Below are 14,356 nucleotides of genomic sequence, written 5' to 3'. Positions count from 1 at the left end.
CCCCCACTATCCTCAAATAACGCTGATTGCGTTTTCAATATAATAACACAAAAAGGCGCTTATTTGCGCCTTGCTCCTTTATTTTTCTGCTTTTTTTGTTTGTTTTTAAGCTTTTTCTTTGGCGTACTATTTTTTTCAACTTGTTCTTTTTTCGAAGGACCAAATGGAGCAGTTTTTTTTGTGTTTTTGTCATTGACTTCTTCTTTTTGTGAGAGTTCTTTTTGTGGCAATTCTTTGACTAATTGTCCACCATGAAGAAAAATCTCTTCCATATCAATCGCCATATGACGTGTTAATTTTTTCAACTCTTTAACTGTATGATCTTGCACGAACGTGATCACGGTTCCGTCTTTCCCCATCCGTCCGGTTCGCCCTGAACGATGCAAGTAAGCTTCTTCCGTTAAGGGAATTTCGGCATTCACAACATAAGGTAATTGTTCGATATCTAATCCTCTGGCTGCTACGTCAGTCGTGAACAACATCGTGATTTTTTTATTCTTGAATTGATCAAGTGCTGCTTTACGTAACAATTTATTTTGATCGGAAGCTAAGCTGCCAACTGAAACACCACGAAATTGTAATTTTTCTTCCATTGTCCCTAATTCATTGAGTTGGTTGAAAAAGACTAGTCCATGAAAATCTGTGACATAAGCAAGCCGTCTCAAATACTCTTCTTTTTTACGAGGTGGTATCCTTAAATAGTAATGTTGCTGACCTTTTCTAGAATCATCGTCTTTTGTGACATCAACAACTGGGATGGAAGCCTTTGTGATTTCTTCAATTTTACTGATTGAGCGATCAGCTGTTGCTGAGAAGAATACTAATTGATAGTCCACAGGGGCTTGTCGCAAAATTTGTTCCACTAATGAACGATTCCCCTCATCAAACAATTGATCTGCTTCATCAAAAACAATCGTTTGCAACTGATGAGCTTTTAATTTTTTGGTCTTCATCAATTCCAGCACCCGTCCAGGAGTCCCTACTAAGACTTCTGGTCGTTTTTTCAAACCTTCGATCTGCCTTTTGACGTTAGCTCCGCCCACAAGTGATTGGACTTTTAATGCCAATCCTTTTGACCACTCACGAGCCACTTCTGCGACTTGAATTGCTAATTCTTGCGAAGAAACAAGGATTAGTAAAGTACTTCCCCCCTCTTTAGGGACATTCAGCAGCAAAGGTAAAAGATAAGCTAATGTTTTGCCTGAGCCGGTTGGTGAAATACCAATAATTGATTCTTTTTCTTTAAGCGGTTGAAAAGCAGCCTGTTGGATCAGAGAGGGTGTTTGAAATCCCTTTTCCTGCCATTTTTCTTGCCAAGCTTGTGGAAAGTTTTTTACAAATTCATTCATTTTAAAAATCGTCCTCATTATCGGCATCAAATTTGATGCCACCATTTATTCTAAGATCGTAAACTACTTGGTTCACATTGCGAGCAAGTTCGATCCATTCTTCATATCGTAATCCCCAAGCTGGATCGTTTGGATGATTGATCACATTGGCAAAATCAGCTGCCTCTTCTGCCATGGGATTTTCAGCTGCGGTAATTGCTAATGCATCAATTTCCTGATGTTCTCGATCATGGAACTCTGCTTTTTCAATCGCATTGACCCCATTCATGACTAATGTTCCTGAATTAAAGTAGATTTCTGAAGGTAAGTAAGAATCCCCGATTTTACCAGGTTGAATCGTGACATCAAAGGTCTCATAACGCAAGATCCCCCAACCTAATCCATCAACACCAGTTGAGATCTTTCGTGGGAAATAGTGAACTTCTGAAGGCATCCCAAACCATCCTATCGTAGCATAAACGAGATAAACGCCCAGATCCATCAGCGCACCACCAGAAAAACGGGTAGAGAAAATATTTGGTACTTCTCCTGCTAGTACTTGATCGTAACGAGAAGAATATTTCATATAACTAAAGTTGGCACCGAGGATCTCATCTTTCAATGGAAGATAGTCAGCAATTTTTTTGAATCCTGCTTCATGGATGTTTCGTGCAGCTTCAAAAAAATAAACATTTTTCTCATTCGCTAGATGAATGATTTCGTCCATTTCTTTAGGCGTACTAAATGCCGGTTTTTCAACAATGACATTTTTCCCTGCTAAAATGCCTTGTTTTGCTTGTTGAAAATGCAGGCTGTTAGGCGAAGCAATGTATACCGTATCAAGATGTTCCAGACCAAAAAAAGTTTCTAAATCTGTCGCATAGGCAATATCTCCCTCATACTTGGCGCCAAATTCTTGTGCTTTTTCTAAATGTCTCGAATAAACTGCTGTTAATTCATATTGTTTCGTGCTTAATGCTGCTTGCACAAATTGATGGGTGATCCAGTTGGTACCAATAATTCCTAAATTGATCATTTCATTTACCTTCTTTCTATTTATTCGGGTCTTCAAACGATGCCTCTACATCAAATGGTATGGCTTGTTTCAAATTGACACAATCCGCTGTTACCTGACAATTATAGGCTAAAACATTCATGCCGTTTAACTGTCCGTAGCGTATGATATTGGCTAACTCCGGTTGCATTGCTTCGTTGATTGTTGCCAGATGAAGGTGTTCAAACTGTGCGATAAACAACACGTAAGTTTCATAGCCTTCCTGTCGCGCTTCCACTAATTCTTTCACATGTTTTAAACCTCGTAACGTTGGCGCATCAGGAAACGCCCCAATTCCTTTATTTTCTAAAGTCATTCCCTTTACTTCGACGAACACTTTTTGTCCTGAATCTGTTTCTAAATAAATATCAAATATGGACTGTCGATAGCGGACTTCACGCTTGAACTTAACGATTTTTCCGATCAACGATGGCAACTGGATTGTTCCAGATAAAATTCCTTCTAATGCCAAACGGTTGGGAAGTTGACTATCGATATTGAACCAGTTATCCCCTTTTTTCACAGCAATTAAATCATAATCTGTTTTCCGTTTTAAACTAGGTGTATATGCAACCGCTACTTTCGCTCCTGGGAGCAGGACTTCTTTACCTCTTCCAGTGTTTTTCACATGGGCTACGATCACTTCTCCTTGTTGGTTCAAGCAATGAGCGATGAAACGATTCGGTCGTTCAATAAAAAAAGCGATTTCTACTTGCTGGTACTTCAAAAACGGTCACCTTTCTTCCTACTATGTATCCTACCATAATTTCACAAAAAACTCTTGAAAAACCAGTCGAAAGTCCTAGAGAAATCTTTATTTTTTTTAGGTACAATGAAACTGACAGAAAATGATCGTTGGAATTAAAAGAGGTTAGGAGTGACAGTCGTATGATACGTAAAAAAACACTTTATGGAATCCTTGCATTTTTTGCTATTTTATTTGGAAAATTCTTTCTGAAAAAGAAACAGCCAACCACCAAAGACTTTGATCCAACGCAATATCATGGAACCTGGACCTTTATAGATAAAAATCAACAAAAACAACAACTACTGGTCACAGAAACGTTTGATTTATCTATCAACGGTCGCTCCTTAGTAACGGAATTGGTCGAACTCACCCCTCAGCAACTCGTCTTGCGAGATCAATATGGTTTTTATTTGATTCTATCATACAGTGATACGACCTTTTATGATGAATCATCCGATACTTCTTATACGTTGACAAAACAAAATAGTTCCTCAAAAGAGGGTGTGACAAGAGCGGCTAACTCTGAGAAATAAGTCGAAGAATTTCCAAAAATCTCCTCCTGTTTTTGGAATTCTTCGGCTTATTTTTGATAGAGCCACTTCTTGAACGACTTTTAGAGCAAGTCCTATATCCCAAACTCTTTTCATTCCCTTCATCATTGATTTACCTTTCTGTATTTCTTCGTTTATTTTACGTTTTTTGTCTAGAAAAATAGTCATTTGATGTTTTTTTTGATAAACTTACTAATGATGGTTTCATACCATGAAAGGATGATTAAACATGACACCAAATCGAGAAGATTACTTGAAAATCATTTTGGAATTAGGCGGAGACACGACAAAAGTAAATAATAAACAAATCGTTTCCAGTCTTGCTGTGTCCCCAGCTTCTGTTAGCGAAATGATTTCCAAACTTGTGAAAGAACAACTCGTTGAGCATTCTCCTTATCAAGGAGTTCAACTTACGGAGACTGGCTTACAAAAGGCAAGTAGTTTGATTCGCAAACATCGTTTATGGGAAGTTTTTTTAGTCGAACATTTAGATTATAGCTGGAACGAAGTCCATGATGATGCTGAGGTGTTGGAACATGTGACTTCAGAACAACTTGCTGACCATTTAGAAGACTATTTGAATCATCCTATGCACTGTCCACATGGTGGAATTATTCCTAAAAAAGAACAAGTGGTTCATGAAGAACGTAGACAAACATTAGAGTCTTATCCAGTTGGTTCTAAAGTTCGCATCGCTCGAGTGTTGGATGAAAAAGAACTATTGGACTATCTTGTGACGATTGACTTAAACATTGATGAAGAATATGAGATTGTAGATGTTGCCGCTTATGAAGGACCGATCACAATCCAAAATCAACAAAAGAAAATCCCTGTCAGCTTTAAAGCAGCCAGTACGATTTTTGTCGACAAATTATAAAGGAGTACACCCATATGGCTAATGAAAAAAATGTCTTATTTACAATCTTTGGTGGTACAGGTGATTTAGCACAACGCAAATTGTATCCTTCCTTGTTCCGCCTTTATAAAAAAGGAAATCTAGGAAAACATTTTGCAGTAATCGGTACTGCTCGTAGACCTTGGAGCGATGAACATTATCGTGAAGTGGTCGCTTCGACGATCCAGTCCTTGAATCCGACTGAAGAAGAAGCAAAAGAATTTGCTAGTCATTTCTACTATCAATCACATGATGTAAATGATTCTACCCACTACAATACTTTAAAAGACCTAGCTGACCGCTTAGATGAAACCTACCAATTAGCTGGCAATCGCATCTATTATTTAGCCATGTCTCCAGAATTTTTCGGTACGATCGTTTCTCATCTTAAATCGCAACATATCGTTACTGAAAATGGTTATAATCGCTTGATCATCGAAAAACCATTTGGTTCAGATTATCAATCTGCATTCGAGCTGAATGAAAAGATCCGTCAAGTCTTCCCTGAACAAGATATTTTTAGGATTGATCATTATTTAGGTAAAGAAATGATCCAAAATATCTCAGCAATTCGTTTTGCTAATAACATTTTTGAATCACAATGGAACAATCGCTATATCGATAATATTCAGATTACATTCGGTGAAGCTTTAGGTGTTGAAGATCGTGGTGGCTACTATGATCACAGTGGTGCTTTAAAAGATATGGTCCAAAACCACATTCTACAAGTACTAGCACTTTTAGCGATGGAACCTCCTGTCGCCTTTTCTGAAAAAGAAATTCGTGCAGAAAAAATCAAGGCACTGAAAGCTGTGCGAATCTATGAAAAATCTGAAGCATTAAAAAACTTTATCCGTGGGCAATATGCACCTGGTGAGTTAGATGGTAATACATTTAAAGGCTATCGTGAAGAAGATAAAGTAGATCCTGAATCTACTACCGAAACTTTTGTAGCTGGGAAGTTTGTCATTGACAATTTCCGCTGGTCAGGTGTTCCCTTTTATGTGCGCACTGGGAAACGTTTGACAGAAAAAGGAACTCGGATCAATATCGTCTTTAAACAAGTCCCAGTCAATGTTTTTAAAACTTCGGTCGAAGATGAACCTTGTGAAGATAGGACATTACCACCAAATGTTTTAACGATTTATATCCAACCAACGGAAGGTTTCTCTTTAACATTAAATGGAAAAGAGGTTGGACAAGGATTTAACACTGAATTTAGAAGATTAGAGTACCGCAATAGCGCTGAAATGGTTGAAAACAGTCCTGAAGCTTATGAGAAGCTGCTTTTAGATGCTTTAAAAGGTGATGGTACAAACTTTTCACATTGGGAAGAAGTTGCTCAATCTTGGCATATCGTCGATGTCATTCGTAAAGCTTGGGATCAAGTGGAACCTGACTTCCCTAATTATAAAGCTGGAACAATGGGACCAGAAGCTGCATTTGAATTGCTGGAAAAAGATGGGTTTGAATGGATCTGGCAACCAGATGGCTGGTACCGTGATCGTGGAAAGCTAGAAGACTAGCTGTGTGTAACGTTTAAAAGTAAAAATTTACTAATATTAGAGGGGGAAATCAATAATCATTGATTTCCCCCTCTTTCCTATATGTATTCGTTTAAATTTTTATTTTTACGTAGGAATAACTTACGGTGCAGCAAACGCTAAACACTTCCGATGTATTTCTTGAAAACTGTTATATCTTTTAAAAGAACGTTTGAACCTGAGCACTTCCAACTTTTTTATAGGAACATTCACAATAAAATTTCAAGGAAGCTCTCTATGTTTGAAACAATTATTACTTATTACCTTGGATTTCGTGCTTTGAATATAGAGTTTGATTAAGTCAAACTATAGCTAATATGAAAAATTAAATAAGGAAAGATTCTGAGTCAAAATAGATTATCTATATTTTAAGGGTAATAAATAAACAATTAATCAGGCGTTTAGAATCGTTTTTTCATTTAAATAGTATGCATTTTTCTAGTCTTCTAGCACATACTTGGGCAATAAAAATTATTAAAAAATTTCGAACAGAACATGTTCCGTTCGAATTATGTATACGGTCAATGAAGTTACTGATTATACCAATATTGATATCGATAATTTTGGTAAACAAACACTCTGCCATGTTTAAAGTTACTATCAGCAGAAATAATAGTGAATAATCCCGATAATAACCAACCTGCTCCTCCAGGTATTATTTTTCCTAATGCACCAATACCAAATGTTTTGATAGCATTTAATGTATTTTTAGTAAGATATACTTTAAAATTTCCTGAACTTATTTTACCTTCTATCTTATTTACGCCATTAGATCTAGGTACTTTCAATACTGGAATAGCTTGAGATTCTTTTACAGAGTTGTAAACATCAGCATCAGTAAATGTAATTGAGAAATCGTCACCAATCACTTCTACATCAACATTAGGATTTTGTTGGGCTTGTTTTAATAGTTCTGCTATTTTGTTTGAGTTTTTTCCATCTTTTATCTCCAATACATTCTCTGAAGCATCTACATTGAGTAGAGTTATAAAACAAGGAATTAATAATACTATCGAACAAAAATATACCCAGATTTTTCTTACTGCCTTTTTCATAAAAATTCCTCCTAAGTTAAATAAAGATAAGTAATGATAATAAACAAAAGCAAAAAGAAAATTACAATAAGTGGTTCCATCCAAACTTTATCTGATTTTATAAATATATTTTTTTTACTTTTCTTTATTCCCCAACCATATTCATTTGGAATAAATAGTTCTAAAGAAAAGCCAATTGCTAATAACACTATTGATAAATAAGTATGATTTTTAATTAATGAGTAAATAAATGTAAAATAAAGTAATAGCTGTATTACCTTAACAACCCTAACAGAATTAATTGTTCTCAACCTCAATATATTGGCACCTTTCTCAAGCTTAATAGCTATATTTATTTAATTATACTTATTTTTGTTGCTACTATGCTCTAAACAATAAACCAGTATATTGATAGTATGCACCAATGTGAGTACCATTTTTATACCGACCTGTCCAGTTTACATATCCTTGATATTTTTTCCCATTTTTGTATTTCACTTGCCAAATCTTTGTCATACTTGGAATCCAGCGACTTGTACCATGTGGCTTATTTTGCATATAGACATAATCGTTAAAATTCATCGTATCAACACCACGTTGTAGACTAATCTCTGTAATATTACTATGTAAATCAGTACTAGAATTATCGAAATAATTATTGCCAGTAAAGTAATTATTGTTTTCACTAGCAAAAATAGTTTCACCTAAAATACCCATTGAACAAGAAGCAAATACTAACAATGACACGAGTAAGTATTTTACTAAATTTTTTGACATAATTTTCACCTCCTTCTATAAATTTGTGAAATAGTCTACTAACCTAGTTTAACATTTAATTTTTTGTTAATTGCTTTTTTTCATAAAATGTTGTTTTGAACTCAAAACTGTTTAAAATTTAATTAGCTCCTTTTTCAATAGAATAAATGTTATTAGAGAATAAAAAAACATCAAAGCTAGTAACTCTTACTAACTTTGATGTTTTTTAGATAACTTTCCTTTAGTCACCAAACATGACCAAATTTTTATTCAAATCCTTCTGCCACTGCTTCTGGATAGTTTTCTTCAACGATGTGCGCACAGCGTCCACATAAGTGTGGTAATTTTTCATCAACGCCTACGTCTTTGCGGATTTGACGACAACGATCGCATGTTTGTCCGTCAGCTTTTTCTACTAAAATGGCTACGTCATCAAATTTCACCGCAGCTTCTGGTACTTCTGCGTTAGCTGACATCACTTCATAGTAATCTGGTGACACGATCAACAATTGTGGAATATCCGCATCCACAGCTGTCAGCAATCCACGAACTTGTTCATTTGGATAGATCGTCAACTTCGCTTCCAAAGATTTACCGATCAATTTATTGTTTCGTGCTTCTTCTAAAGCTTTTAACACTTTATCACGGAAGTCCATAAATGCTGCCCAAGTATCCATCAATTCTTCTTGATTTGGATACTCTTGGTAACCTGGAAGTTCACTTAATTGAACAAACTCTTCTTCTTCTTTTAAGAAAGACCAAATTTCTTCTGCAGTATGTGGAATAATCGGCGTTAATAATTTTGTTAAAGCTACTGCTGTTTGATAAAACACAGTTTGCATGCAACGGCGTTGGTAATCATTTTCTGATTCAATATAAACAACATCTTTAGCAAAATCCAGATAGAACGCAGATAGATCTACTGTTAAAAAGTTCATTACGGTACGATAGATGTGCATGAAGTTATATTTCTCATATCCTTCTTCACGAATTTCTTTAATCACTTCGTTCAATCGGATAGTCATATATTTATCTACAGAACGTAATTCTTCAAATGAAATCGTATCTTTTTGTGGATCGAAGTCTTCAGTATTTGCAATCAAGAAGCGCATCGTATTTCTGATTTTGCGGTAAACTTCTGCTACTTGGCTTAAAATGTCCATGGATACACGTACATCTGCTTCATAATCCACACTAGCTACCCACAAACGTAAGATATCCGCACCAAATTGTTTGATCACTTTATCTGGCAAGATCGTGTTACCTAACGACTTACTCATCTTACGCCCTTCGCCATCCAGAGTGAACCCTTGAGAAAGGACAGATTTATACGGTGCAACCCCATTGATTGCCACACTTGTAGTAATACTTGAATTGAACCAGCCACGGTATTGATCAGAACCTTCTAGATACATATCAGCTGGGAATGATAGTTCTGGACGTTGACGCAAGACTGCTTCGTGAGAAGAACCTGAATCAAACCAAACATCCATGATATCTGTTTCTTTCGTAAACTGTCCATTCGGTGATCCTGGATGCGTAAAGCCTTCTGGAAGAAGATCTTTCGCTTCTTTCTCAAACCAAATGATTGAACCATGTTCAGCAAACAATTGCGCTACGTGTTCAATCGTTTCCGGCGTAATGATTGCTTCCCCATTTTCAGCGTAAAAGATTGGCAATGGCACACCCCATGCACGTTGACGTGAAATAACCCAGTCGCCACGATCACGGATCATATTATAAAGACGTGTTTTTCCCCAAGGAATGATCCAATCTACTTTCTCTACTTCCTCTAAAATATTTTGTCGGAAATCGTCGATTGATGCAAACCATTGTGGTGTAGCACGATAAATCACAGGTTTTTTTGTACGCCAGTCATGAGGATAACTATGCGTAAAGAAGTCAAGTTTTAATAAAGCACCTTTTTCTTGTAACAAATCAGTAATCATTGGATTCGCTTTGTCGTAAAAGACCCCTTCAAATCCTGGTGCTTCTTCTGTATAAACCCCTTTTGAATCCACTGGAGAAACTACTGGCAATTTATATCTGTTTCCTGCAATATAGTCATCTTCCCCGTGACCTGGTGCTGTATGGACTAATCCAGTACCAGCGTCTAAAGTTACATGGTCACCTAAGATGACTAATGATTCCCGCTCATAAAACGGATGCCAAGCAGTCATGTATTCCATTTCCTGACCAGCAATCTCTTTCAACACCTGAACATCAGACCAACCGATTTCAGTTTGAACTTTTTCTAATAAATCTTTTGCAACGACAAATTTACGTCCATCTGCTTCGATTAAAACGTACGTATAAGTTGGATTTACTGCAATCCCTTGGTTCGCTGGTAATGTCCATGGCGTAGTTGTCCAAATAACGAAAGCTGTATCTTCATCTAACAACCCTTTGCCATCTTTCACATTGAAAGCCACAAAGATAGAAGGAGACTTCACATCTTTATATTCGATTTCTGCTTCAGCAAGTGAAGATTCACTTGACGGAGACCAATAGATTGGTTTCAATCCTTTATAGATATAGCCTTTTTCAGCCATTTTACCGAAAACACGGATTTGTGCCGCTTCGTAAGAAGGATCCAACGTGACGTATGGATGCTCCCAATCGCCTGCCACTCCTAGTCGTTTGAAATCTTCTCGTTGTTTGTCGACTTGTGAAAGGGCATATTCACGACATTTTTCTAAGTACTCTGACATTGTCATTTCTTTTCGTTTGATCCCTTTATTGGCTAATACTTGTTCAATTGGTAAACCGTGAGTATCCCAACCTGGAACATAAGGTGCACGAAATCCTGACATTGATTTTGAACGGATAATGATATCTTTACTGATTTTATTTAATGAATGTCCTAAATGGATATTTCCATTTGCATAAGGAGGTCCATCATGTAAGATGAAACTTGGCTTTCCTTCATTTAATTCTTGTCTTTTTTGATAAATTTTATTTTCTTCCCATTCTTTTTGCCAATCCGCTTCACGATTAGGCAAATTACCACGCATTGGGAATTTTGTTTTACCTAGTTGTAAGGTTTCTTTCATTTTCATAAACCAGTTACGCTCCTTCTTTCATCATTTTAAAGAACACAAAAAAGCATGTTCATCCAAAGGGACGAACATGCCGTGGTACCACCCAAATTCAGTTACATGATCATGTAACTCTTAAAAACCAATAACGAGGTCAACCGTTGTTTCTTACTCCTATTTCAGAAACAATTTTCGTAGAGGATCTTTCACTTTGCAGGGTCTTGCCGAACTTCCACTATCATCGGCTCGCTGAAAAGAATGACAAAATGCTTTTCTGTTCTACTCTTCGTCATCACCAGGAATGATCGAAATATCGATCGCCTGTGTATCAAATGCAGTCATTGGTGCTTCCATGATGCCTGTGTCTGAGTTTACATCAGTTTGATTTTCATTGTCAAGTTGTTTTGCTAAAACTTCTTTGATCACTTCATGACTATCTGACACATAGCTTGAGAAAGGTTGTAAAATTTCATCCCATTCTGGACTTTTTACTTGTTCTAATTGAGATTCTAACATCAAGCTGATTCGTTGGTGGAAAACTCGTGTTTTTTTCTTTAAGTCTTCTGTTTCGACTGCTAGCTGTTTTGCTTTTTCAGTTGCATCTGTTAGGATTTGTCTTGCTTTTTCTTCCGCATCTGTCGTTAATTGGTGCGCACGTTTTTCAGCCGTAGCCACTAATTCATCCGCTTTGTTTTGAGCAGATGTCACGATTACTTCGGACTCTTTACTTGCACTTGTTTTAACTTTATCCGCTGTGTCTTGTGCCACGATGATTGACTGATTCAATGCATCTTTTAGTTCATTGAAATATTCTAATTTTTCTTCTGAATGTTTCACTGCTTTTTCAAGTTCACGGTTTCGTTGCGTGATTTCTTCATAGTCACGAACAACTAAATCTAAGAAATCATCTACTTCGTCTTGATTGTATCCCCGCATTTTTGTGGGGAATGTTTTGTTTTGGATATCTAATGGAGTTAAAGCCATGTGTAAACCACCTTTTTGTTTTATTTACGTAATACACCAAATAATACCCTGTATTTTTCTTTTTTGGTTTTTCCTTCAAGTTCTTGAATTTGGATTCGACCAAATCCTCTGATCGAAACGATATCTAATAACTCAAGTAAAAAATCAGGGCGTGTATTTTCTGTCCAATTTACTTTTACTTTTCCAGACTCAATCAGCTGCTTCGAACGCTGTCTGGAAATATTATAAATCTCCGAGATCACGCTGTCTAGTCTCAATGAAGTCACTGTACCTCTTTCTTGTGTCCAACCATCTTTTGGCACAAGTAATTCCGTATACTTGATTGGCTCCATCCGAACAGAGACTTTGCCGATTTTTGTTACTTGCGTTGCTACAAACTGTTCAACTTCTCTTGCAATGAACACTTGCCAGCGATCACCATCAGAAATGATATCACCAAAGTAAGCTCGTTTGATACCTGTACCAACCAATGTACCTAATACTTTTCCATGAGTCAAACTAGCAAACTTACTCGGATAATGGATTTCATAAAGTGACACCTCAAAATCTTCGTCAGTAGGCTCATAATAGTCAGGAAAAATCAAACATCGCTTCCGTTCTGCTTGCTCATAACCGCCATAAAATGAAAAGTGTAATTCACTATCTTGACGGATCAGCGTCTCTAGTATATAGGATTGTCTTGGATCAAGAAAGTCAGTAAGATAAGGTGCATATTGCCCTTGTACCTGTTCGATCCAATCACCTACTGAATCGATGAAAGAACGTTCATCTGCACGGAAATGCTGATAAACATTAGCATCCATATTTTCCCCTCCTATCAGCTACTCCTTTGATCGTTTTAATAAATTGCCATGACTATCCATAAAACGATATGTTGAAGACCTTGTACTGCTAAGTTTAAAATCAAGATCGCAGCTAGAATCGTAAAATCAATTCCACCAAATCGAAGTGGAAGCCGATCAAATAACTGGATATACGGTTCACAGATTTTTGCTAAAAAGCGACCAATCCCTGATTGATATCCTCCTGGAAACCAGGATAAAAGTGCATAAACCATTAACAAAAGACTGTAAAAGTAGGCTGCTCGTCCCAGCAGATTAAGTAATATAAAAATAATATAAATTGTCGTTCCTCCTCTTATAGGTCAAATAGGTTCACGTCTGCAAAAGATTGTGCTGTTGAACTATCGATTTCCATTCCAGTTGGCGTGCATAGAAAAATCTCGTCACCTACTCGCTTAATGTCACCATCTAATGCATAGACAGTGCCAGTTAAAAAATCAACGATTCTTCTCGCTTGTTTTTCTTCTACTAAATGGAAATTTACTAATGTTGCTTCACCAGCAATGATTCGTTTAGCAATAGCCATTGCTTCAGAATAAGCTCGTGGTTCCATGACCGTAATTTTTCCAGCTAAATTTGTTTTAGGTGCAAAAGAAGTTTTTGCTGTTTCTTCTTTACGTGTTTTTTTAGCTGGTGTTTGATGTAATTCAATCACTTTTTTTGTTTCATTTGCCGCTACACTTTCACGAGCAACAGGACGTGTTGTTTGTTGCGAACGTGGCTTTGAGACAGCTCTTGGCTGGCTCATTTGAGATTGTGTTGGCTGTATTGGTTTCTTTTTTGTTGTAGGCTGTGCTACAGCCGGCTTAGATGTTTCAGGATACTCCTCGTACTCTTCCTCATCAGCTAATCCGAAAAAATTAGCAATCGCACCTCTATTTAAAAGTGGCATTATTGTTCCTCCTCGTCTTTGAATAGCGCTGTTCCTACACGGATGAATGTGGCACCTTCTTCGATTGCCAGTTGAAAGTCCTGACTCATTCCCATGCTTAATTCCGTACATGGTGCATGCGAAAAACCTTTCGAATGAACAAGATCACGCAATTCTTTCAGCGTTCCAAATACTTTGCGAATTTGTTTAGCAGAAGCCTCTTTAGGTGCCATCGTCATTAAACCAACAACCTTTATTTTAGACAAAGCAACTAAAGATTCGATAAAAGGAACCAGCTCTTCTGGCGAAAAACCATGTTTGGATGCTTCACCAGATACATTCACTTCCACAAAACAATCGAGGGGTTTTGTTGCCCTTTTTTGTATTTCTTCTGCTAATTTCAAACTGTCTAATGCGTGAAAGCAATCAATTTCATTTATAATCAATTTTACCTTTCTACGCTGCAAATTACCAATTAAATGCCACTTTACATCAGGATAATTAACTAAATCTTGTTTTTTTTGTAACAATTTATCTACGCGGTTTTCTGCGCAGTTTTTTACACCCTGTTCAATCAATTTTTCTGCCGTAGCAGAATCCACTGATTTGGTGACAGCGACTAGTGTGACTTCTTTCGGATCACGATGAACAAGAGCACACGAGTCCTGAATCTCTTGCTCGATTTTTAGCAAGTTGTCAGCAATCATGTGC

The 14,356-nt window shown here is 36.9% G+C and carries 14 protein-coding genes and 1 other annotated feature; of the genes, 3 read left to right on the top strand and 11 right to left on the bottom strand.

Annotated elements, in window-relative coordinates:
* Positions 1 to 59: 59 nt before the first annotated feature.
* The 3 genes from IGJ27_RS03580 to sfsA are packed head-to-tail and all read right to left on the bottom strand — an operon-like array spanning position 60 to position 3,109.
* The gene (locus IGJ27_RS03580) at positions 60 to 1,349 is read right to left on the bottom strand and encodes a DEAD/DEAH box helicase (protein ID WP_010719765.1); all 1,290 of its coding nucleotides are present in this window, start codon (positions 1,347 to 1,349) and stop codon (positions 60 to 62) included.
* 1 nt (position 1,350) lies between these two features.
* Complete coding sequence (locus IGJ27_RS03575) at positions 1,351 to 2,364, bottom strand: Gfo/Idh/MocA family protein (RefSeq protein WP_010738192.1); 1,014 nt, start codon at positions 2,362 to 2,364, stop codon at positions 1,351 to 1,353.
* A 16-nt stretch (positions 2,365 to 2,380) separates the two neighbouring features.
* Entirely contained in the window at positions 2,381 to 3,109 is a 729-nt protein-coding gene (sfsA, locus tag IGJ27_RS03570) for a DNA/RNA nuclease SfsA (RefSeq protein ID WP_178306107.1), read from the bottom strand.
* 161 nt (positions 3,110 to 3,270) lie between these two features.
* Between sfsA and IGJ27_RS03565 the strand changes: the two genes are divergently transcribed.
* The 3 genes from IGJ27_RS03565 (at position 3,271) to zwf (ending at position 6,102) form a co-directional block, all read left to right on the top strand.
* Positions 3,271 to 3,663 (top strand): DUF4828 domain-containing protein, encoded by a 393-nt coding sequence (locus IGJ27_RS03565; protein ID WP_034698816.1) that lies wholly within the window; start codon positions 3,271 to 3,273, stop codon positions 3,661 to 3,663.
* Between the two features lie 247 nt (positions 3,664 to 3,910).
* The gene (locus IGJ27_RS03560; protein WP_010719768.1) at positions 3,911 to 4,558 is read left to right on the top strand and encodes a metal-dependent transcriptional regulator; all 648 of its coding nucleotides are present in this window, start codon (positions 3,911 to 3,913) and stop codon (positions 4,556 to 4,558) included.
* A gap of 14 nt (positions 4,559 to 4,572) precedes the next feature.
* The gene (gene zwf / locus IGJ27_RS03555; protein WP_010719769.1) at positions 4,573 to 6,102 is read left to right on the top strand and encodes a glucose-6-phosphate dehydrogenase; all 1,530 of its coding nucleotides are present in this window, start codon (positions 4,573 to 4,575) and stop codon (positions 6,100 to 6,102) included.
* Between the two features lie 548 nt (positions 6,103 to 6,650).
* Here the strand turns inward: zwf and IGJ27_RS03550 are convergent.
* The 8 genes from IGJ27_RS03550 to IGJ27_RS03515 form a co-directional block, all read right to left on the bottom strand.
* A complete protein-coding gene (locus IGJ27_RS03550; RefSeq protein ID WP_053766109.1) occupies positions 6,651 to 7,175 on the bottom strand; it encodes a hypothetical protein in 525 nt (174 codons plus the stop codon).
* A 360-nt stretch (positions 7,176 to 7,535) separates the two neighbouring features.
* Positions 7,536 to 7,931, bottom strand: a complete 396-nt coding sequence (locus tag IGJ27_RS03545) for a hypothetical protein (RefSeq protein ID WP_053766110.1) — start codon at positions 7,929 to 7,931, stop codon at positions 7,536 to 7,538.
* Positions 7,932 to 8,176: 245 nt separating this feature from the next.
* Positions 8,177 to 10,969, bottom strand: a complete 2,793-nt coding sequence (gene ileS, locus IGJ27_RS03540) for an isoleucine--tRNA ligase (RefSeq protein ID WP_010738196.1) — start codon at positions 10,967 to 10,969, stop codon at positions 8,177 to 8,179.
* A gap of 57 nt (positions 10,970 to 11,026) precedes the next feature.
* Positions 11,027 to 11,244 (bottom strand) — a binding site (T-box leader).
* Positions 11,228 to 11,932 (bottom strand): DivIVA domain-containing protein, encoded by a 705-nt coding sequence (locus IGJ27_RS03535; protein ID WP_010719771.1) that lies wholly within the window; start codon positions 11,930 to 11,932, stop codon positions 11,228 to 11,230. It overlaps the preceding feature by 17 nt.
* Before the next feature lie 20 nt (positions 11,933 to 11,952).
* Positions 11,953 to 12,735, bottom strand: a complete 783-nt coding sequence (locus IGJ27_RS03530; protein ID WP_010738197.1) for an RNA-binding protein — start codon at positions 12,733 to 12,735, stop codon at positions 11,953 to 11,955.
* A 35-nt stretch (positions 12,736 to 12,770) separates the two neighbouring features.
* Positions 12,771 to 13,040 carry a YggT family protein gene (locus IGJ27_RS03525; protein WP_034686156.1) on the bottom strand — a complete coding sequence of 90 codons (270 nt, stop codon included), beginning with the start codon at positions 13,038 to 13,040 and terminating at the stop codon, positions 12,771 to 12,773.
* Positions 13,041 to 13,069: 29 nt separating this feature from the next.
* A complete protein-coding gene (locus IGJ27_RS03520; protein WP_081128580.1) occupies positions 13,070 to 13,666 on the bottom strand; it encodes a cell division protein SepF in 597 nt (198 codons plus the stop codon).
* Entirely contained in the window at positions 13,666 to 14,352 is a 687-nt protein-coding gene (locus IGJ27_RS03515) for a YggS family pyridoxal phosphate-dependent enzyme (RefSeq protein ID WP_010719774.1), read from the bottom strand. The genes IGJ27_RS03520 and IGJ27_RS03515 overlap by 1 nt, the downstream gene beginning before the upstream one ends.
* Positions 14,353 to 14,356 lie beyond the last annotated feature (4 nt).

Origin of the sequence: Enterococcus sp. DIV1726a (genome assembly GCF_051710985.1) — a bacterium.
Lineage (GTDB): Bacteria > Bacillota > Bacilli > Lactobacillales > Enterococcaceae > Enterococcus_B > Enterococcus_B hirae.
The sequence above is the reverse complement of the archived record's forward strand: the minus strand, read 5'-3'. Positions and strand labels throughout refer to the sequence as shown.